This is a genomic window from Fodinicola feengrottensis (genome assembly GCF_039530045.1).
In the GTDB taxonomy this organism is placed as follows: Bacteria; Actinomycetota; Actinomycetes; order Mycobacteriales; family HKI-0501; genus Fodinicola; species Fodinicola feengrottensis.
In genome coordinates this window covers 297,535-316,390 of the sequence record NZ_BAAANY010000008.1, presented here as the reverse complement: position 1 = coordinate 316,390, position 18,856 = coordinate 297,535, and the positions used below count along the sequence as shown (strand labels likewise).

The window sequence follows — 18,856 nt, the reverse complement described above, 5'->3', positions numbered from 1 at the left end:
ACGGCCTAATCGGTAAAAGCGACATATAAAAGGTACGCGTTGAGCGCGATGATCAGGGCCGCGATGACAGCTGCCGCGACGGTGGTGATCCTCCGGTTGACCAGCGCACCCATGATGTCGGCTCTGCGGGTCAATAGCACCATGGGCACCAGCGCGAACGGGATGCCGAAAGACAAGACGACCTGAGACGCCACCAGGCTTCCCGTCGTGGGCAAGCCGACCCCAAGCACTACCAGGGCTGGCAGCATGGTCAGCGCGCGACGCAAGAACAGCGGGATGCGACGACGCACGAATCCCTGCATCACCACCTGGCCGGCATAAGTTCCCACACTTGACGACGACAGCCCGGACGCAAGCAGCGAAACCGAGAACGCCAGCGCGGCGCCGCCGCCGACCAATCGACCAAGCCCGGCGTGGGCCGCCTCAATCGAATCGATATTCGGATGGCCGGAGGCGTGAAAAAGCGAAGCGGCGACCAGCAGCATGCTCAGATTGATCACGCCCGCCGCGCCCAGGCCAATGAATACGTCCAACCGTTGGAAACGCAGGACCTGGCGGCGCTCATTGTCATCGCGCGCCCAGATCCTGTTCTTCGTCAACGCCGAGTGCAGATAGACCACATGCGGCATCACCGTCGCGCCGATAATTCCGCTCGCCAGAAGGACACTGTCTGGCCCTGCTAGCTCCGGGACCAAGCCACGGACTGTCCCGCTCACCGACGCTCCAACATTGAGCAGGTCGTACGCGAACCCCAGAAACACAATCCCCAACAGACCAGCTATCGCCAGCTCAAAACGACGATAGCCCCGCCGCTGCAACGCAAGAATCGCGAACGCAATCACCGCAGTCATCAGCCCGGCGGGGAACAACGGGACACCAAAAAGCAGATTCAGGCCGACCGCCGCACCAACGAACTCGGCCAGGTCGGTTGCCATCGCGATCAGCTCAGCCTGCACCCACAGTCCGACCGAAATCGAACGGCCAAAATGTTCCCGACACAGTTCCGGCAGGTCCCGCCCGGTGGCCACTCCCACTTTCGCCGATAGATACTGCACCAACATCGCCATCGCGTTGGCCACTACGATGACCCACACCAGCGTGTAGCCGTATTTCGTGCCAGCGGCGATATTGGTCGCGAAATTTCCCGGATCGATATATGCGACTGCGGCCACAAAAGCCGGCCCCAACAAAGCCACCGATCCACGCATACGCCCGCGGGCCCGGACCTCGCGTAAGTCGCTCCCGAAGACAGCCGGCCGGACGTCATGGGCAATGTCCAATGACCGCTCCCTTACAACAGCACGTTGGGCGAGCAAAGCTGTCCGTGCTACCCGACCAAATCAGCCAGACCGTCTTACCCAACAGGTCGGCGCCCGACGTAGCGCCGATGCTGGTCCAAGGAAGCCACACCCGATATTCGCGGCTGCGAACATCACGGTTCAGTCGATCGCCGCTCGGAGCCCAATGACGGCTCATCCGCGGCTCTTGAGCGAACAAGCAGCGGAGTTGCACGCTGTGTCCGGTCCCACCGGGAATGAGAATCGACAGGCCATTCCCTGGCAAAACCCGTTCTCTCCAGCCACAACATCGATCTTCCCCCTTGGGCCTCCCGACATGTTGGGTTGCTCCGTCTTGCGCGTGGTGCTACAACTGCTGGAGAGGCGGTGTGCGCGTATCGTTGCCTTCCACCCCAGAACCCGGTGGTCTCTCACCATCTTGGGAAGGCCGGGTGATGGCCAGATCTAGCATCGGCTCACTGGCGGGGAAGCCGACGCACTGGGAGTCACGGGTATTGGGCCGGGCCCAGATGGGCGACCGGGCAGCACAAGGTGAGCTGATCGACCAGTTCTTGCCTATGGTGTACGGACTCGCCCTCACCATCACTGGTGATCGACGCGGGGCCGAATCGGTTGCAACGACAGCCTTCCTGACCGTGACCACACGAACCTCGTATCGGGGCAGGAGTATTCAGCACCCGGGCGACCTACGCGCGCACGTCGCGCTGACGACCCGAAATGCGGCGCTGGCTTGGCGACGCGCACACACTGCCGGGAACGATCGCCACCCCGGCGCAGGTGCGCACCGACGTCACCATCACGGAGTATGTCCCGATCCTATCGAATCAACCCAGGCCGAGCGGGTACGGATTCACCTCACGAATGAGCTCAACCACCTGACCGTTGCCGAGCGCTCACTGATCGAAGAAACATTCCTGAGCACAAGCACCATCCGGCAGATCGCCGCCGAACGCGGCGTGGCGGTCGATGCGGTGGCGGACGAGGTTTCACACGCTGTCCAACACCTCTGGCAGTTGGGTGGCATGCTCCGCGCAGCCGATGTTGACGCCTGACCTACTGTCCGGAAAGCCTTCGTGTTCTATGAAAGAGACCGCCGTGTCACAGTCATCATCGCAGTTCCAGTCTTTCCCGCATGTCTCCTTTGCCGTCCAGCATCTCCGGGGCGATGTGACTGTGTTGTCAGTGAGCGGCGAGCTCGACATGCTCACCGCGCCACGCTTGGGAGAAGCTATCACCCAAGCTCGCGCGGACGGGCCTCACGTTCTGATTACAGATCTGACCGAAGTTGCCTTTCTGGCCTCTCCGGGACTCACCGTCCTGATCGAAGGACATGTCGATACACCTGAGAACAGCCGATTTGGGGTCGTCGCCGTCGGCGCAGCCTTGCGATCCTTGGAAATGACGGGGGTCTGCGAGGTAGTCCCTGTCTTCCGCGACGTTCCATCAGCGATCGAGACGTTAGAACCTCGCAGTAAGCAAAAAGATGCCAGTCCAGCTGCCTAGTGCTCCGTGACAGCCCGAACAGGGTCTGTCGACGACCCAGCGAGCAGAATTGGAGCTGTGAATAATGCCGGTAAATACGGTAGATCAGTCCGCCACACTTCCGGTCGGTGACTTGCTGCACCACGGATCGACTGCGAAAGCGGATCTCACTCGACTGCGCCATAATCTTTCTGACTGGGCCAGCCAAGCAGGAATGACAGAGCGACAGGCCAACGCCGTCGCCCAAGCCAGCTACGAAGCCATGGCGAACGTCAAAGCACACGCTTACGACGGTAAGAGCGGCCTCTTGGACATCCACGCCACGTGTACCCGCGAAGGCAAGGTGACGGTGACCATTGCCGATCAGGGCCGTTGGAGACCGATGACGCGTCAACTCCATCCATCCCGTGAGCACGGCCTGCTCATTATCCAGGGTTTCGCTCCACAGGCGCATATCACGACCACACAGGACGGGACGACCGTACGGCTGAACTGGCAGATTCTTCACCTCGTCCCGACGGACGGGCAGGATTCGCGGACCCAGGATCTAAAAGCGCGTATCCTATTTCGGCAGATCGCCGGGGGATCGACACAGCAGCGACGACCTGGACGGACGTGGACGCCCATCGCGCCGCGTTCAATAGACTGTTGCGCTTCCCAACGAAGAACCCCACCACCATCGACAGGTCGGTCATAAACCGGCGTCATTGGTGTGGGTATCTGTGGCACAGAGCCAGTACGTCCACTTTCAATGCCTCCGACACCGCCTCAACGAAATGTTCCGTCGGTGCTCGTACTCCCTGCTCCACCTTACGAAGAAGCCACACACTCACGTTGGCACGTCGCGCCAACGCCTCCTGGCTCAGTCCACGTTCCCAACGGGCGCGGGCCACACACTTACCAACCGCAGGCATGAATTCGTTCGTCAACGGTGTCCAACTCCCGTCAGGATGGTGCACGACGTCCAGGTACGCGCGCCGCGACATCCACAGGTCGAGGCTGAGCGACGCAGCGGGACAGAGTCATTTAATTCAACATTACATCCCATCCGACCGCTAGTGCCCACCAGCGGAAACATGAATATGACGCATATCTGAAACATCAGAACGTGACCCGTGAATGCAAGGATGGCGAGGCCATACGTCCTGCCATCAGGGCCTGGTCTGCGGCACGCCCGACATGGATGAGGGCCGTTCTGTGTTCGGTAAACCGTTTGTGCGTGACTAAATCAACCGCAGCGCCGAGAACAGTCCGGATCGTCGAAGATTCCTCGCCGCTGCTGGCGCCGCAGGCTTAGGCCTGGTCGGAACCAGCTTGGTCGCGACCGCAGGCGCTCCATTCGCCGCAGCCGCAGTGAAACCGGCGACAGCCACCACAGCGATGTCGGTGGCGATCAGCGACTCGGCTATCCTCAATTTCGCACTCAATCTGGAATACCTCGAGGCCGAGCTTTACTCCTACGCCGTGCACGGGTGCGGCTTGGTTGACAAACTCACCACCGGCACGCAAAGCGGGGTAACCGGTGGCCGAGTGGTCCCGTTCCGGTCCCGGATTGTACGAGCTTTCGCTACCGAGATCGCCGGCGACGAACTCGCACACGTGAAATTCCTGCGCACGGCGCTGGGCGGCGCCGCGGTGGCTCGGCCGGCGATCGACATCAAGACCAGTTTCACCGCAGCCGCCCGCGCCGCAGGTCTGATCGGCGCGCACCAAACATTTGATCCGTACGGAAATGAGAACAATTTCCTGCTCGCGGCGTTCATCTTCGACGACGTCGGCGTCTCCGCATACAAAGGCACCGCCCCAGCCGCGGTGCCTCGTCCGTAATCTGTGGCGGGTCACCGCGTCCGACTCCGGCACGGACGTACGAACAAGACTCAAGGATCGTGGATTTGGATGCTATTCACCTTCGCGTACGGCAGGGCGATCCAGGATGGCGTTGATGTCAGCGCTGCCGTCGGTGACCGCGACGGCGAGCTCGGTGAGTCGTCGGTTGTTGCGCCGGGCGTAGCCTCGTAGCGCGCGGAAGGCTTGTTCCATGTCCAGGTTGCCGCGTTCGGCGAGTATTCCTTTAGCCTGTTCAATACTGATCCTGCTGGTCAGGGCTGCTTGCAACTGCCCTGCTATCAGATCGCCACGGCTGATGGCACGCTCCTGCAGAATCCCGATAGTGGCGACATCCGCGAGTGCTTGCGCGAGGTCCGAGCTGAGTGGATCGACACCGTTGGGTTCGGTTTTAAACATAGCGAGCACGCCGATCACGTCTCGGCGCAGCCGCATGGGAACGGCGTGCGATGCGTGGAACCCCGTGACCAGAGCGGCAGCCGTGAATCTGGGCCACCGATTTTTGTCCGCCTGCAGATCGTGGCTGACCACGGGTTGCCCCGTACGAATGCACTCCACGCACGGCCCCTCATGGGCCTGGACCGCGAACAGCTCCAATAATTGCGCGTTCTCCGACGAAGCAGCGGCCACCTGCAGTTTGCCGTGCCTGTCGGACAAGACCACACCCGCCGCGGAGACGTCCAAGAGTTCGACGCACCGTTCGGTCAGCATCCTCAGGTAGTCCAGCACATCGAAGTCATCCACGAGGGTGTCGGCCAGCGCCACCAGCACACGCGCCACCCGGTCTGAGCTGATCGAGGTTACGCTGTCGTCGTTAGATGCCGGGTCTGGGACCACCCGGGTCTGGCGGACCATATCGATCACACTCCGGTTGCTGACAACTGTTGTTGCCAGTTCGTTCGTCCGCAACCGGCAAACGGTTGGGTCTGCCACGGTTAGCGGTTTGGCCGTGACGCTGCGCTGAGGGTGAGGCCAACTCTTTCTACGATTTCAGGTCTAGGTGATGTTGGTGGGAGAGCTGAGCAGCTCATGAGGATCGCGGACGCCCTTGGCGACATCCCGGGCAACGTCGGACATCCGCAAACCGTGCGCGCGGGCGTAGCCTCGAAGCACCGTGTATGCCTCGTGCATCTGCAGGCCACCGAGTTCAGCAAGGACGCCTTTCGCCTGCTCGATGACCGTGCGGTGATGCAGAGTGACCTGCAGTTGCTCGTAAATGACCGCGTCTCGGTGCGCGGCCCGCTGTTGCAGAATCCCGATGGTCGCAATGTCGGCCAACGCCTGTCCCAACTCGACGCTGGGAGCATCGATCGGGACGGATTGGGTATTGAGCAGCGTCAGCGCGCCGATGACCTCGTCACGCAGCCGCATCGGTACCGAACACACCGCGCGGAACCCCGCGCTGACCGCGGTCTCGACGAACCGCGGCCACCGCGCAGCGTCAGCGACCAAGTTCGTACTGGCCACAGTGACCCCTGTACGAACGCAGTCCATCGACGGACCATGCGTGGTCTGGGAGTCGAACACCCCAATCAGCTCGGCGCGCTCAGAAGATCCGGCCGCCGGGCGCCACCCGCCCCTCTGATCCGACAGAATCACTCCTGCCGCCGACACGTCGAGCAACTCCACCGCCCGTTCAGCGAGCAGCGCAAGGAAGTCGAGCACATCGAAGTCGGCGACCAACGTGTCGGCCAAGGACACGAACGTGCTGGCCAGGCGCTGCTCTCGGGTTGTGCTCATCGCGACCACGACCTTTCCTCAACCTGCATCATTCCGCGTCCTTGTCCTCGGTGAATCGAAGTGAACGCGACACGACCTGCCTAGCGACCTCGGCCAGCGGAACGTCGTGAGTAAACGCGTAACCGCGCAGGCGCATCAACGCCACGTCGGTACTCACATCTAACTGTGCCTGCACCATGCCGGCGGCTTGATGCACCTCGACGTGCGGATCAGACAACCAGCTCACGTCCGCGGTGGCGTGCCCGTCGAGATCCTCCACGACGCCCTGCGCGGCCACATCGGTCAGGATCAACGCGTCGGTAAGCTCCGTCCGGGTCAGCGGCCCTGGGGTGTCGCGGTAGAGATCCAGCGATCCCAGCCGTACGACACCGATATGCAAAGGAAAAGAAAACACCGCCGCCGCACCCAGCGCACGGGCTGCAGGGGTAAACGCCGGCCATCGACCGCCCTCTGCCGCAAGATCGGCGATCAACACCGGACCACCTAATGCGAACGTGTCCAGACACGGCCCCTCCCCCACGGTGAGCTGCAAATCCTCCAGACCCGCACTGATCTCGTTCGTCGCGTACACCAGACCACGGCTCGGATGACGATCGCCGTTTCCCTTGCCCAGATGGGCAAGGACAGTCGCTCCAGCCCCGGCAATCGATAGCTCCAGGACGCAGCGAGCACACGCCAGGCCGACACTCGACGTTGCCCGTGCCGCGCGGTCGGTGGCCAGCAGAGCGAGCATCCGCTGCCGCCGGTTCTCCGCCATCAGTCCTCCGTGACCACTCTTGGTGAATCGGCCAACTCTAGGCCCTCGCAGCGATCGTCACATCCTGCCCGTAAGCGGCAGTTGTCGTCTGTGCCGACGAGCCTGGGATTTTCTGTCCGTATGTTGCCGCCGCCCCTGGCCAGTTGCCGACTCGTAGGCGTAGGCCTAGTGTGGTTGCTGGTTGCCTCCCCAGACTCCCGGCGGCTCGTTTCGTCCCTGGGAGCTGGTGATGAGATCCGGTCATCTGAGTTACCGAATTCTACTGAGCGACCCACACATCAATCCTGTGTGGCTGGCTAGCTCGCGCTGGTCGCAGCCTAGCCGTGAGGACCTGAGATTGTCTCGGCATAGCCGACTGTTCCCGGTGAGGTCCACGTGACTGACGCCAGGTTCAGCCCCGGTACGCGATCGAACGTTGTTTCGCCATGTCCGATGGACGACAAACCGAGGCCAAAACCAGCCGCATCGAGCGCGACACGAGATAGAGAACTGATCGCGTTAATCTCTGCCGGAAACAGTCAGGCATTCGACCAGCTCTACAACGCATATGCTGATGTTGCTTGGCGGTTTGCTTACCAGATCACCGGTATTGCTGAAACAGCCGAGGAAGTGGTGCAGGATGTCCTGCTCGCCGTATGGCGACATCCGGAACGGTTCAACGGCGCCCGTGGCACAGTTCGAGGCTGGATGATGGGCGCGGTGCACCACAAAGCAGTCGACTACGTGCGCCGATCGGCCGCACGCCAACGGCTACACGGCATCCTCGTCGCAGCTCATCCCCATCCTGTCGCGAAAAGTGTGGAGGAACAGGTTTTCTCGCAATTCCGAGAGCAGCAGGTTTGGCAGATCTTGCGGCAGCTTTCCAGTAAGCAACGTGTGGTCTTGATACTCGCCTACTACCGCGGCCATACCCAAGGCGAGATCGCCCTTATACTTGGCATTCCGCTGGGAACAGTAAAGACCCGGACCCATGCGGCCATGCACCGGCTGGCCGACGTACTACGCGAAGCTCAGGTCGATAACCGACTGACCTGACTCTAGTGACTGCGTACCCGTCGCGTCGTCCGGTGCCTCAAGTGGCAGATTCGCATTTCGCTGCACAATTTTGGCTCTCGTCTTGGTAGCCGCTCGGCGCTGGACATGGGTTGCATCCAGACATACGCGATCCTGTTCAAGACTAAATCTTATTTGCTGGACCCGCGAATCGACTAGGCATGCCTGCGGCTAATCCCCTGCGAAGGGCCATACGACGCGCAAACCCACGAATACCTTGACAACATCGTGATCTTTGCCTGGCCAGGCTCCACCAACCGCGCCACATCCTGAAACGCCGACCACAGTGCATCGGCGCCTCGAACTACAGCGGCCGCCAGAAACAGATACACACGGGAACCGAGTTAAGAGAATATCGTCAACTGAGCATGGAGCGCGGGCATTAACAATAGCGGCGCGGGACCTGTTCATTCATGATCCCAACAGTCGCGTTCCGAGCGCGACCGCAGGTCATCAGTGTCAGGTCATCAAAATTCTATTTGTCTGAGATGCGAATCTGTCACAACCGCGATTTGCGTCGGAACACCACGTACAGGGTGCCCGCAAAGAGGACGATGAGGACGCTGGATGTGATCCTCGCACCAATCAAGCTTAGGACGCTGCCCGAAATGCACTGCATCCTCCACCGCCAGCTCGTGCAGGCCCCAGTTCGCGGGCGCCAATCTCAAAGGTCCGCATCATCCGGAGCACACCAATCAACCTAGATGAATATGTCCCTCTCACCGACGTGGTCCGAGATTGTCCGCCAGGCGAGAAGTCCTCTTTCTCCAGCCACCCAACCCGATACGTACGGGTCCGTGCGACTTTGTCGGTCGCCGTCTCAGCTTTCATGCCACCTCAATGCCAGGAATAGAGCAATCTTTTTACGGGTCGACTCCAGTTGCGTCGGCCGGGGTTGACGTGCCCGCTGGACGATCAGACTCCCCTGTCTGTGGGAGGTTGGCGCGGCCTCTTTCCTTGCCGTCATGGTCAATCATGTCCTCACCTCGACGATGGGAACTTTCACCCACACCCAACGCCCCCGCACCCGTAGTGTCAGTCGGCGGGACGCCATCCTCCTCCTCCGGGGAAGGTTCACGCCCACGGCCCGGGGCCGGGGCATTGCTCGCATCGAAAGCTTTGTCACCGCCTTCGCTCGAGCCAGATTGGCCGGTGGGAGCCCAACCAGCCTGATCCGGGTTGTTCCCGTTTTCACTCATGATCTCGCCTTTCTGTATGCCTTGGTTCTGGTGATACTCGGGTGCGCTGGTCGCGGTAACGATGTTCCACTGTTGGCGCCGGAAAAAATGCCGAAGCTGTCATGAGAAGTGCGGTCCCGCACCAAGACAGGAATCGACCGATCAGGGTCACGACGGCGACTTATTCTCCCAGGTGAACCAGATCGGATATGAGTCATTTTCAGCAGTCAGCCTAAAAAGTGAACGAGAAGCGCCGGATCCGCTCATCAGCTGACCTACTTACCGTCGGTCAAGGCCACCGGGTTCTGGAGTGGGAGGCAACGCCAAAAACACGATGCGCTCATACCCGTTGTAGCACTCGGAGCCAGGTTGGGCAACCGCTGCGGCTGTCGTACTCCTAGAAATGGGCAGGTAAATCCACGGGGCACAACGAAACCTCATCACCGACGACGGTCGCGGCGAGCTGCAGATCTGACAGCCATAACCAGGCAGGTCAGGCGGTCGCGCTCGGCAGCTTGAGCGGATCGTGTGGCGCGTCGGACTTGGCGTCGAGCATTCGCTGACCAATTTCCTGAAGCTCCTTTCGGCCCATCGCCTTGCGGACCTTAGGGAACCATTCCTGCTCTTCTTCCTCGACGTGGTGGCGAACGTTCTCCGTCAGTACAGTCACTTTTGCATCGAATGTCTCATCGGATGGATCGAGTTTCTGGAGTTCGGAAAGCATCCATACCACCATGTGATGTTCCTCCAAACTCTCCAGGACGTGATCCTTAGTCTCCGGCACTGCTTTGCGGGCTTCCGGATAGAAGATTTCCTCCTCGATGTACGCGTGAACCGTCAACTCCTTGATAATTGACTCGACAATGCCACGCTTGGTGACCAGCGCATTGTCGCCGGCCTCTTCGAACTTCTTGAAGAGTTGCTCAACAGTTTTGTGGTCGTCTTTCAACAGTACGATCGCATCAGTGGACATGGTGTCTCCTCATCTCGTCATCAAGTGGTACCCGCTGAATGACCGCGCTAATCGCCGCCAGCTCCACAAGGGATGGCAAATTCGGCTGACCGATCCACCGCAGTTGGTCGCAAGCGGCGCCGGCGGCCCACACAGGGTTGCCTCATGTTGATCGTGGTGCTTAAAAATGAGCCAGCGCAACGCGAGGTGTGTTGGCTGCCCCACCCAGCTCGAGCGCTGGCATGGTGGACCCGCCCTATCGAAGGGGGTAGGGCGGATCCATCCGTCACGTTAACTGGGTGCGGGGTATTGCCTGTCGTTGAGGAGGCGAGCGAGGTGCACGGTATTGGCCGCGAGAACGGCGGTCGCTGCGCCTGTGGTGTCCGTTTTGGGGTCAGTCTTGTTGTAGTCGACCTTTTTCATCGCCTCACCCACCCAGTAAGTAGATGCTGCAGCGGCGATGGTGAAGCCGACGTCATTCAAGGCTTGGAAAACTTCAGCAGTGACGTGGTGCGCGCCGTCCTCGTTGCCAACAACCGCTACCGCGGCCACTTTGCCGTAAACCCGCGGTCGGCCTTGTCCGTCGGTTTCTGCCAGCTCGGCGTCCAGCCTCTCCAGCACCATCTTGCAGACACTGGACGGCTGTCCCATCCAGATCGGAGTCGCAATGACCAGGATCTGAGACTCGAGGATCTTCGCGCGAATCGCCGGCCAACCGTCGTCGTCGCCTTCGTCGATGGACACCCCAAAACTCACGTCGTGGTCGACAATCCGGATGAACTCGCCGTCAACCTCGCGCTCCGCCAAGGCCGCGAGTACCTGCCTACCCAGCAGCTCCGAGCTTGACGACGCCGGTGAACGTTTGAGAGAACAGCCAAGAATGATGGCTCGCAGATTCGTCACGGAAACTCCTCGAAGATCAGTCAGCCCGGGTCTGTCACGCTCGTCGTACGGCAGTCCTATGGCCGCCTGCATCGTGCGCCGACGGCGAATGGCGGGCGGGTGACACTCTGGTGTCACCGCTCGCGGGGAGCTGGATCACCACCACGACATGCCGGTCAGGATCACACAGTTCGATCCGACCGTGTGGAGCTGCAGCCGGATATGTGATCGGCCCCGCTTCGATCCCCAGCTCGTACAACCTGCAGCACACTTCGGCCAGGTCCACGGTTGTCACCTGCAGAGTCTGAGCCACCGATGCCGCGACCGGGCCAGGCGAGTACGCGAGGATAAACCTGGTGTTGTTGTTGTGAAGATATACCCGACCGTCAGCAACCTTACGCACCTCGCAGCCAATCGCTAAGTAGAAATCCAACGCTGTCGTGATTTCCCGCGCCCACACACAGAGTGGCTGACCAAATGTCACCGCACGTAGCGGACTAATCCCCGCGACGGCAGCTCTGGCGTTGCTCACAGCGAACCTCCCAGGGCGATCAACCATGCTGAAAAGCACGGCCGCCGAAGTCTGGAGCCGCAACCTCGTGTAGGTACGGCGCGAAGTCGCCGATGACCGAGTCGCCTATGTATTCGCGGGCGACGTTCTCACGGTTCAGACAGGCGTCACATTCGTAGTTGGGGGTGGTGGGCACCGGGCAGCGCGGGTAAGTGTCAACGACACTTGTGTCTGACTCCAAATGCAGGATTTCGCTGCCTTCGGACGGCTGCGTTGCCGCTATCTCGACTCGGGGCGTTTACCTCTGTTGATCTCGGGTATTCCCAGGTTGACTGATTGCCCAGTGCGAAGGAATTTCATGCGAGCGACTGTCATCTACGGTGCCGGCGACGTGCGGGTTGAGGACGTGGCCGATCCCAAGATCAAGGAGCCGACCGATGCCGTGGTGAGAGTGGTCCGTTCGTGTATCTGCGGCAGCGACCTGTGGCCGTACGCCAGCATGCCGGCCACCGAAAAAGGTAACCGGATCGGACACGAGTTCCTGGGCATCGTTGAGGACACCGGTTCGGAGGTGGTCACGGTCAAGGCCGGCGACCTCGTTGTCGCCCCGTTCGTCATCTCCGACAACACCTGCCAGTTTTGCCGGGAGGGCCTACAAACCTCATGCGAACATGGCGGCGGGTGGGGCACCAACGGCGTCGACGGCGGACAGGGCGAGTTCGTCTGCAGCCCGCTGGCTGACGGCACCCTTGTCAAAGTCCCCGCCACCAGAGACGACGCGTTGCTCGCGTCGCTGCTGACGCTGTCCGACGTCTATTGCACCGGTCACCACGCGGCCACCGCCGCCCGAGTGGATAAGCGCACCACGGTCACCGTGATCGGCGACGGCGCAGTGGGGCTGTGCGCTGTACTGGCGGCGAAACGACTCGGCGCCGAACGGATCATTCTGATGGGCCGTCACACCGACCGCACCGATCTCGGCCTCGAATTCGGCGCCACCGAAGTTGTCGCCGAACGCGGCGACGAGGGTGTCGAAAAGGTCCGCGAACGTACGGCCGGCGCAGGCACCCACATTGTTCTGGAATGCGTCGGGACCGAGCCAGCGCTCGAGATGGCCCTCGGGCTCGTACGGGCCGGCGGTACGGTCAGCCGGGTCGGCGCTCCGCAGTACCAGGCAGCCCCTCTGACGAGGCAGCAGTTCATGCGCAACGTGACTCTCACCGGTGGCGTGGCACCAGCTCGACACTATATTGACCAACTACTTCCCGAGATTCTGGACGGCACACTGCAGCCTGGAAAAGTCTTCGATCGCACCATCGGCATCAACGAAGTGCCGGCAGGGTACCAAGCGATGGCTGACCGAAAAGCACTCAAGGTCGCAATTGCCTTCGGATAAATCGCGGCCGAGGCGGGGCCGTTGTTGCCGGTCCTGAGGGTTGAATGCGCGGCAGCTGGGTATCCCAATCTCGACAGAGGGAGATGACATTCACGTCTTGGTGGCAGGTGCGTCGGGTTTCATCGGTCGACGACTGTGCGCAGCGTTGGCGACGGCTGGGCACGGCGTGTTCGCGATGACCAGAAATCCGCAGAACTACGACGGCGCCGGCTCACCTGTGTACGGAGACGTCAGCGACCAGGATTCGTTGCGTACGGCGATGAAAAACGTGGACGCCACCTATTACCTCGTGCACTCGTTGGACGAGCGCGACTTCGTCGAGCGAGACGCTGAAGCCGCGAAGCGATTCGCCAACGCCGCCAACGAAACGGGCCTGGAACGCATCGTCTACCTCGGCGGGCTGGGTGACGACACTGACAACCTGTCGCCGCACCTGCGCAGTCGGCGGGAGGTGGAGCACCTGCTGGCCTCGACCGACGTACCGGTGACCGCGCTGCGGGCCGGGATCATCGTCGGCCACGGCGGGATTTCCTGGGAGATCACCAGGCAACTGGTCGAGCATCTGCCAGCGATGGTGACCCCGCTGTGGGTCCGTACGCGTACGCAGCCCATTGCCGTCGCGGACGTCGTCCGTTACCTCGTAAGGGTCCTGGAGTCTCCCGAGGCGCGCGGCCGGACTTTCGACATCGGCGGACCCGACGTGATGTCCTATCTGGACATGATGCGCAGAGTCGCGATCATCGAAGGCCGACAGTTTTTGGCCCTGCCGGTCCCGTTACTGTCACCCCAGCTGTCATCGTACTGGCTGGCACTGGTCACCAACGTGGACGTACAGGCCGGCCGGACACTGATCGACTCGATGACCAACGAGGTGCTCGTACGCGACGACAGCATCCGGCAGCTCGTCGACTTCGCGCCGATGGGCTACGACGACGCGGTGCTGGAAGCGCTCAAAGAACGCGCAAAGGACAAGGGAACCGCGTGGTGATGGGCTGGTCGCGAGCCCGGAGCCTGTCCTGGCGACGCCGGGTGGTCGCCGGTACAGCCATCGCCGGCACCACACTGCTGGGCGTCTCACTGTCCACCAAACCTGGATCGCCGCGGTTCTACGGCCTGACCGGCGCGGTGGCCGCGGTCTGGCTGGCAGGCGGACTGGCGTCCGGCCCGCTGCACCGAGGCCGCACCGTACGCGGCGGCGGGCGGCCAGTCGTTGGACCCGTGTTGCTCGGCGTAGGCGCCTTCGGGGCATTTTATGCAGCCGCCCTGGTGGCAAGGCCCATTCCACCGCTGCGCGATGCAATCGCCGGCATTCTGCAGTACGCGCACGAGGGCACGTCCCCACTGGTGCTGTTCACGACCTTGGCCAATGGCGCGGCCGAGGAGACCTTTTTTCGTGGCGCCGTCTTCGCAGCGGCCGGCGACCGAGCTCCGGTGACCGTGACCACCGCCGTTTACACACTGGCGACCACCGCGACCGGCAACCCCGCCCTCGTCCTCGCCTCAATCCCGATGGGGGCACTGTTCGCGCTCCAACGTCGTGGGACCGGCGGCATCCAAGCGCCACTGATCACACACCTGACCTGGTCCACACTGATGCTCACGTTCCTGCCACCACTGTTCGCCAAGCGGTCGACCTGTTCTTCGCACGAGCCTCGAAGCGGGCAGCCCGGGTGCCTGTCGAAATCTCGAACGCAGCGCCCACTTTCTTGATGCCGCGGTTTCTACCTCTGTGACGGCCGACTCAGCCAACGAAGGAGAAACGACGTGGGAAAGCTCGCGGCGACTGGTTCGACTGGATCGGGAACAAGGACCGCCAGGAGTGGGCGGACGCGTTACTGGCAGAGGCGCTGCAAGCCGAGGCGGTGCTGCTGGGACGGCGCAGCTTCGAGTATTCCGAAGAAAACCTGACGTCCGGCGCGTTGGTATACCGATGATCAATGGTGGCCGCAGCTGCCAGCGCCAGCAGGTCGGACCGGCTCGTCGAAGGAGACGCAGTGCTGGGATTGTTGGGCTTCTACGACGAATTCGACGCCTGTTCCAACCAGCCGAACGGATCGGTAAACGATGCCGTCCGACCTGTCAGCGAGCCGGACGAGGCAGCCCTGGTGGCATACCTCGACGCCGCCATGTCCTGATCGACGTCATGGAAGCTGGACACGACGTCATCACCGGCAGCGCCCACCGGCACTCGCCGGGATGCTCATCACTGATGACTGACGGCACCTGGTTGTGGCGCCAGGATTTCCCGCACTACCTGGAGACACACCATGTCTGGCTGCCCGAGAGGTTCCTCGAACACGTCCGAGGCCTGAACTACCGAATGCCCACCATCACCGTCGCACAGTTCGCTCCGCACTACGACGAGACCATGCCCCTGGTCGGCTGGGCCTCGGCTGTCCCGTGGGATCGGCGGCGATCACGCTCGTGCCCGAAGCGAGAGCCATGATCAGCAAGGCCCAGTTCGACGCGACGATGCTGGACCAAGAGCGAAACCGGCCGCAAGACAGCTGGGGGAAGCCGCGGAAAGCGTAGGCACCAGCAACCCGGGGGCGATCTACTGCTGGAGTACTGGGCCCCAGGTACCCCGTACAGCATCTCCTCAGCTACCGATTGTCGGCGAACCGCAATCGCCCAGGAACAGCTTGTTCTGACCGCTATTCCTTTGCCTCGACGGCGTAGTTTCGCATTGCGGTGATGACGTGGTCGAGGAAGTCGAGCACGGTGTCGGCTTGGTCGTCGTTGAGCTGGCGGGTGTAGCCGGCGATGTCGGTCAGCAGCGGCTCCAGCGCCTGTCTGACCTGCGCACGGGCGTGTTCGGTGACCGCGAGCGACACGCGGCGGCCGTCGGTGGGATGGGGTTCCCGGCGTAGGTGGTCGGTCTCGACCAGTCTGTCGACCAAGGCCGCTGCAGACGCCGAGCGGATGCCCAGGCGGTCCCCCAGTTCTACCGTTCCCATCGGCTCGTCTGCCGAAATGACGTGATCGATCGCCTGGACATCCGTCGTCCGAACGCCCATCCCCGCAGCCACCGCCGCCTGCATCTCCCGACCTGCCTGCAGTACGCGCCGGACGGCGAGATTGACCTCCCTGGACCTGTCGTTGCCCACCACTCCGCAATTGTAGCTAGATAAGCTACCGACCGTGGTAAAGTCCCGACATGACTAGAAGTTCTAGCGAGTTAGCCAACGCTGACCTGAAGGACAAACTGTTGTCCAGTGAGCCGCAGCCACTAGTCGAGGGCGGTTACGCGCTGCGGGTCGTCAGCACCCACGGGCGCCGGACTGGGCGGGTCCGCAGTACACCTCTTGGCGTCCTGCAGGTCGGCGAAAGGTGGTATCTGGTTTCGCCCGACGCTGGCCGAGATTGGGTACGCAACCTGCGGACCGACCCCATCTGCACTCTGACCGCAGGCCGGCGCATCTGGCGCCGGCGCGGTGTCGGGGTCAACGGCGACGAGGCGGTCAGGGTGATCGTTGCTTACCTGGGCGCAGTTACAGCTCCCTGGGCACTTGCTGCCTTCCCTGTCTCCGCTGGCCAGCCACCTGATCAGATACGGCAAAAGCTGCCAGCGATGGCGGTTTTTCGGCTCGATCAGCCCACTGACGTATGACCGAGCGATGCCTGGTGGTCGGCGGTGGTCCTGCCGGCATGATGCTGGGATACCTGCTGGCCTCGGCCGACTGTCCTGTCACGGTCCTGGAGTCACGTCAGGACTTCGACCGCGACTTTCGCGGCGACTCCCTGCACCCGTACACACTCGATCTGCTTGGCCAACTCGGCTTGGCGGACAGGCTGCTAGCTCTACCGCACCACAAGGCGCGGTCGTTTTTCCTGCAAACCCCGTCCGCGACCATCACCGCGGCCGACTATGGGTTGCTCCCAGAACCGTTCAACTATGTGGCACTGATGCCGCAGGCGCGGTTCCTGACCTTCATGGCCGCCGAGGCTGCGAAACTACCGGCGTTCGAGATCCGGATGGGCGCCAAGGTCACCGACCTGGTGAACACCGGCAACCGGACCACCGGAGTGCGATATCGCGACAGCGACAGGCGTACACATGACCTCGGCGCCGCGATCGTAGTCGCGTGTGACGGCCGGTTCTCCAAGGTCCGGCACCTGGCCGCAATGACGCCGACATCGCTGGGTGCGACCACCGATCTGCTCTGGTTCAAGCTGCCCCGCTACCATTTGGACCCTCCCGACGCGGACGCTGGGGTGTATTTCGGCGCTGACCGGTACGTAGCGCTTCTCGGTGGCGACCACGACTGGCAGGTCGGATACACCCTGCCCAAAGGCGGGTATCCAGCGGTACGAGAGTCCGGCCTAGAGCCAATCCGCCGGTTCGTCGCCGAGCGGGTGCCATGGCTGTCCGACCGGCTACACCTTCTGGCCGACTTCGCCGACACCACGCTTTTGTCCATCGACATCTCCCGCCTCACACTCTGGCACCAGCCCGGGCTGCTGCTCATCGGCGACGCTGCGCACGTCATCTCCCCAGTAGGAGGCAACGGAATCCTGATGGCGATCCAGGACGCCGTCGCCGCGGCGAACCATCTCGCACCCGCGCTGCGTACCAGCCAGCCGATCAACGACGAGGTACTAGCAGCCATCCAGACCGAGCGGGAGCCGACCATCCGTGCCGTACAGGCCGACCAAGTCCGCATCGAGCAGCAAGCTGCCGCCGCGCGAGAAACCGGCCGCGCGATCAGCCCACCAACTTTTCTCCGGTATCTCAGCAAAATCCCGGCCATCCGCCGCCGCGCCGCCCGCTCCAACGCGTACGGCCCACGGCCACCCCGACTTCAGCTCTAGTGTCGTGCGCCCGAGGCATCGTTCCGCAGACATCCCGGATCTGCGCAACGACACCAGACTGGTCAGTGGCCGCTCAAGTGCCTGGTGACAAGCGCCAACTGAGGGACACGAAAGCCGACGCGATCAAAACACCCATGACGCTACAGTCCGCTGGAAGCAATCAGTATCGATCACAGGCGACGTCGGACTCGACGATATATCTACCCTACCGATGAACTCGCGGAGATCGCGGTGGGCGAGCAGGAACAGAGTAGACCTCCGGAAGTGCCGGAGGCATCTGTGTACGAGGGGCGATCTCGCGCAGTAAGCGGGATGTTCGCAGGGATGTTGGGCTGCACGCCTTTGGCTGACCGGCGCTTCTCGCCCTGGCGCTGGATAACAGAGACGCCGAACTCGCTCGTCTGGCCGAGGGGGTGGAGCGGTGTCGTCCGGCTTTGGATCGTGGACCGGTTGGTCGTTGCCCCTGACATCGCAAACCTGTTTCAAGCACCCAGCCGAGGACCGTCGCGTGACAAAGTTGGCCATTCTGCTGTTGTCCGGCAGCCTGATGGGTCTGACTGCGCGGCGACCAGCTCGACACGCCACTTGACTGTCGGTTCTTTCTATGTACCCGAGGTCGCATTTTTGTTACTACTGCTCACCAACTGGCTCTTTGCGCGGATCGGCGCGACACACGTAGTCGTTCGTATTCTGATCCCGCCGCCAAGCGTGAGTTGTTCAGGAGAAAGATAGCAAACCTGCCTTGAACGCCGGAACATCAACCACGTGTTTCGGTCAGACTCGACCTCATCGCCGCATATCCGGTTTCAGATCCTCGTCTATGCCCGCGCTGAAGGGGACATTTCTGGCGGATGGTGTCCGACGGCTTGTTGCACCTGGGGTCCCGTGCATAGCGGAGCCATCGCCGATTTCGCGTTTTGCTCCCGTGCGGAAAATGGGGCAGCGCGCGA

At 62.0% G+C, this 18,856-nt stretch carries 20 protein-coding genes; 12 read left to right on the top strand and 8 right to left on the bottom strand.

Annotated elements, in window-relative coordinates; all coding sequences use genetic code 11:
- Positions 1–5: 5 nt before the first annotated feature.
- The gene (locus tag ABD301_RS11170) at positions 6–1,208 is read right to left on the bottom strand and encodes an Nramp family divalent metal transporter (protein WP_163568777.1); all 1,203 of its coding nucleotides are present in this window, start codon (positions 1,206–1,208) and stop codon (positions 6–8) included.
- Between the two features lie 524 nt (positions 1,209–1,732).
- On the opposite strand from ABD301_RS11170, the gene ABD301_RS11165 reads away from it, so the two are divergent.
- The 3 genes from ABD301_RS11165 (at position 1,733) to ABD301_RS42385 (ending at position 3,477) form a co-directional block, all read left to right on the top strand.
- Positions 1,733–2,350, top strand: coding sequence for an RNA polymerase sigma factor (locus ABD301_RS11165; RefSeq protein WP_344309568.1), 618 nt, complete (start codon positions 1,733–1,735; stop codon positions 2,348–2,350).
- Positions 2,351–2,378: 28 nt separating this feature from the next.
- Positions 2,379–2,801, top strand: a complete 423-nt coding sequence (locus ABD301_RS11160) for an STAS domain-containing protein (protein WP_163568775.1) — start codon at positions 2,379–2,381, stop codon at positions 2,799–2,801.
- Between the two features lie 64 nt (positions 2,802–2,865).
- Positions 2,866–3,477, top strand: coding sequence for an ATP-binding protein (locus ABD301_RS42385; protein WP_390624031.1), 612 nt, complete (start codon positions 2,866–2,868; stop codon positions 3,475–3,477).
- Positions 3,478–3,484: 7 nt separating this feature from the next.
- Here ABD301_RS42385 and ABD301_RS42380 read toward each other — a convergent pair whose 3' ends face one another.
- Positions 3,485–3,694, bottom strand: a complete 210-nt coding sequence (locus tag ABD301_RS42380; protein ID WP_390624034.1) for a helix-turn-helix domain-containing protein — start codon at positions 3,692–3,694, stop codon at positions 3,485–3,487.
- Positions 3,695–4,133: 439 nt separating this feature from the next.
- Between ABD301_RS42380 and ABD301_RS11155 the strand changes: the two genes are divergently transcribed.
- Positions 4,134–4,607: a ferritin-like domain-containing protein gene (locus tag ABD301_RS11155; RefSeq protein ID WP_279580557.1), complete on the top strand. Its 474-nt coding sequence runs from the start codon at positions 4,134–4,136 to the stop codon at positions 4,605–4,607.
- A 72-nt stretch (positions 4,608–4,679) separates the two neighbouring features.
- Here ABD301_RS11155 and ABD301_RS11150 read toward each other — a convergent pair whose 3' ends face one another.
- From ABD301_RS11150 to ABD301_RS11140, 3 genes are all read right to left on the bottom strand, one after another.
- Positions 4,680–5,534 (bottom strand): GAF and ANTAR domain-containing protein, encoded by an 855-nt coding sequence (locus ABD301_RS11150; protein WP_344309563.1) that lies wholly within the window; start codon positions 5,532–5,534, stop codon positions 4,680–4,682.
- Between the two features lie 87 nt (positions 5,535–5,621).
- The gene (locus tag ABD301_RS11145) at positions 5,622–6,365 is read right to left on the bottom strand and encodes a GAF and ANTAR domain-containing protein (protein ID WP_344309561.1); all 744 of its coding nucleotides are present in this window, start codon (positions 6,363–6,365) and stop codon (positions 5,622–5,624) included.
- A gap of 28 nt (positions 6,366–6,393) precedes the next feature.
- Positions 6,394–7,122, bottom strand: a complete 729-nt coding sequence (locus ABD301_RS11140; protein ID WP_344309559.1) for an ANTAR domain-containing protein — start codon at positions 7,120–7,122, stop codon at positions 6,394–6,396.
- 432 nt (positions 7,123–7,554) lie between these two features.
- On the opposite strand from ABD301_RS11140, the gene ABD301_RS11135 reads away from it, so the two are divergent.
- Positions 7,555–8,157, top strand: coding sequence for an RNA polymerase sigma factor (locus tag ABD301_RS11135; protein WP_163568772.1), 603 nt, complete (start codon positions 7,555–7,557; stop codon positions 8,155–8,157).
- 1,689 nt (positions 8,158–9,846) lie between these two features.
- Here ABD301_RS11135 and ABD301_RS11130 read toward each other — a convergent pair.
- Positions 9,847–10,326 (bottom strand): hemerythrin domain-containing protein, encoded by a 480-nt coding sequence (locus ABD301_RS11130; protein ID WP_163568771.1) that lies wholly within the window; start codon positions 10,324–10,326, stop codon positions 9,847–9,849.
- Positions 10,327–10,596: 270 nt separating this feature from the next.
- Positions 10,597–11,208 (bottom strand): flavodoxin family protein, encoded by a 612-nt coding sequence (locus ABD301_RS11125; RefSeq protein ID WP_344309555.1) that lies wholly within the window; start codon positions 11,206–11,208, stop codon positions 10,597–10,599.
- 848 nt (positions 11,209–12,056) lie between these two features.
- Here ABD301_RS11125 and ABD301_RS11120 point away from each other — a divergent pair.
- The 5 genes from ABD301_RS11120 to ABD301_RS11100 all read left to right on the top strand — a co-directional run bounded on the left by ABD301_RS11120 (position 12,057) and on the right by ABD301_RS11100 (position 15,540).
- Entirely contained in the window at positions 12,057–13,094 is a 1,038-nt protein-coding gene (locus ABD301_RS11120; RefSeq protein WP_163568769.1) for a zinc-binding dehydrogenase, read from the top strand.
- Positions 13,095–13,194: 100 nt separating this feature from the next.
- On the top strand, positions 13,195–14,082 hold the full coding sequence (locus ABD301_RS11115) for an NAD(P)H-binding protein (RefSeq protein ID WP_279580553.1): 888 nt from the start codon (positions 13,195–13,197) through the stop codon (positions 14,080–14,082).
- Positions 14,082–14,804: a CPBP family glutamic-type intramembrane protease gene (locus tag ABD301_RS11110; RefSeq protein WP_344310021.1), complete on the top strand. Its 723-nt coding sequence runs from the start codon at positions 14,082–14,084 to the stop codon at positions 14,802–14,804. The genes ABD301_RS11115 and ABD301_RS11110 overlap by 1 nt, the downstream gene beginning before the upstream one ends.
- A 227-nt stretch (positions 14,805–15,031) precedes the next feature.
- Positions 15,032–15,229 (top strand): hypothetical protein, encoded by a 198-nt coding sequence (locus ABD301_RS11105; RefSeq protein ID WP_344309552.1) that lies wholly within the window; start codon positions 15,032–15,034, stop codon positions 15,227–15,229.
- Between the two features lie 74 nt (positions 15,230–15,303).
- On the top strand, positions 15,304–15,540 hold the full coding sequence (locus tag ABD301_RS11100) for a hypothetical protein (RefSeq protein WP_344309550.1): 237 nt from the start codon (positions 15,304–15,306) through the stop codon (positions 15,538–15,540).
- Between the two features lie 208 nt (positions 15,541–15,748).
- Here the strand turns inward: ABD301_RS11100 and ABD301_RS11095 are convergent, their stop codons facing one another.
- Positions 15,749–16,204: a MarR family winged helix-turn-helix transcriptional regulator gene (locus tag ABD301_RS11095; protein ID WP_279580549.1), complete on the bottom strand. Its 456-nt coding sequence runs from the start codon at positions 16,202–16,204 to the stop codon at positions 15,749–15,751.
- A gap of 47 nt (positions 16,205–16,251) precedes the next feature.
- Between ABD301_RS11095 and ABD301_RS11090 the strand changes: the two genes are divergently transcribed.
- Both ABD301_RS11090 and ABD301_RS11085 read left to right on the top strand, forming a co-directional pair.
- Positions 16,252–16,704: a nitroreductase/quinone reductase family protein gene (locus tag ABD301_RS11090; RefSeq protein WP_163568767.1), complete on the top strand. Its 453-nt coding sequence runs from the start codon at positions 16,252–16,254 to the stop codon at positions 16,702–16,704.
- Complete coding sequence (locus ABD301_RS11085) at positions 16,701–17,906, top strand: FAD-dependent oxidoreductase (RefSeq protein ID WP_344309543.1); 1,206 nt, start codon at positions 16,701–16,703, stop codon at positions 17,904–17,906. The genes ABD301_RS11090 and ABD301_RS11085 overlap by 4 nt, the downstream gene beginning before the upstream one ends.
- Positions 17,907–18,856 lie beyond the last annotated feature (950 nt).

What these genes read in the sequence shown, in the direction of transcription:
- ABD301_RS11140 (WP_344309559.1), bottom strand. Translation starts at nt 7,122, where the DNA reads ATGGCGGAGAACCGGCGGCAGCGGATGCTCGCTCTGCTGGCCACCGAC.
- ABD301_RS11105 (WP_344309552.1), top strand. Translation starts at nt 15,032, where the DNA reads ATGGTGGCCGCAGCTGCCAGCGCCAGCAGGTCGGACCGGCTCGTCGAA.
- ABD301_RS11090 (WP_163568767.1), top strand. Translation starts at nt 16,252, where the DNA reads ATGACTAGAAGTTCTAGCGAGTTAGCCAACGCTGACCTGAAGGACAAA.
- ABD301_RS42385 (WP_390624031.1), top strand. Translation starts at nt 2,866, where the DNA reads ATGCCGGTAAATACGGTAGATCAGTCCGCCACACTTCCGGTCGGTGAC.
- ABD301_RS42380 (WP_390624034.1), bottom strand. Translation starts at nt 3,694, where the DNA reads ATGCCTGCGGTTGGTAAGTGTGTGGCCCGCGCCCGTTGGGAACGTGGA.
- ABD301_RS11130 (WP_163568771.1), bottom strand. Translation starts at nt 10,326, where the DNA reads ATGTCCACTGATGCGATCGTACTGTTGAAAGACGACCACAAAACTGTT.
- ABD301_RS11120 (WP_163568769.1), top strand. Translation starts at nt 12,057, where the DNA reads ATGCGAGCGACTGTCATCTACGGTGCCGGCGACGTGCGGGTTGAGGAC.
- ABD301_RS11145 (WP_344309561.1), bottom strand. Translation starts at nt 6,365, where the DNA reads ATGAGCACAACCCGAGAGCAGCGCCTGGCCAGCACGTTCGTGTCCTTG.
- ABD301_RS11100 (WP_344309550.1), top strand. Translation starts at nt 15,304, where the DNA reads ATGACTGACGGCACCTGGTTGTGGCGCCAGGATTTCCCGCACTACCTG.
- ABD301_RS11110 (WP_344310021.1), top strand. Translation starts at nt 14,082, where the DNA reads ATGGGCTGGTCGCGAGCCCGGAGCCTGTCCTGGCGACGCCGGGTGGTC.
- ABD301_RS11085 (WP_344309543.1), top strand. Translation starts at nt 16,701, where the DNA reads ATGACCGAGCGATGCCTGGTGGTCGGCGGTGGTCCTGCCGGCATGATG.
- ABD301_RS11135 (WP_163568772.1), top strand. Translation starts at nt 7,555, where the DNA reads ATGGACGACAAACCGAGGCCAAAACCAGCCGCATCGAGCGCGACACGA.
- ABD301_RS11170 (WP_163568777.1), bottom strand. Translation starts at nt 1,208, where the DNA reads ATGCGTGGATCGGTGGCTTTGTTGGGGCCGGCTTTTGTGGCCGCAGTC.
- ABD301_RS11165 (WP_344309568.1), top strand. Translation starts at nt 1,733, where the DNA reads ATGGCCAGATCTAGCATCGGCTCACTGGCGGGGAAGCCGACGCACTGG.
- ABD301_RS11160 (WP_163568775.1), top strand. Translation starts at nt 2,379, where the DNA reads ATGAAAGAGACCGCCGTGTCACAGTCATCATCGCAGTTCCAGTCTTTC.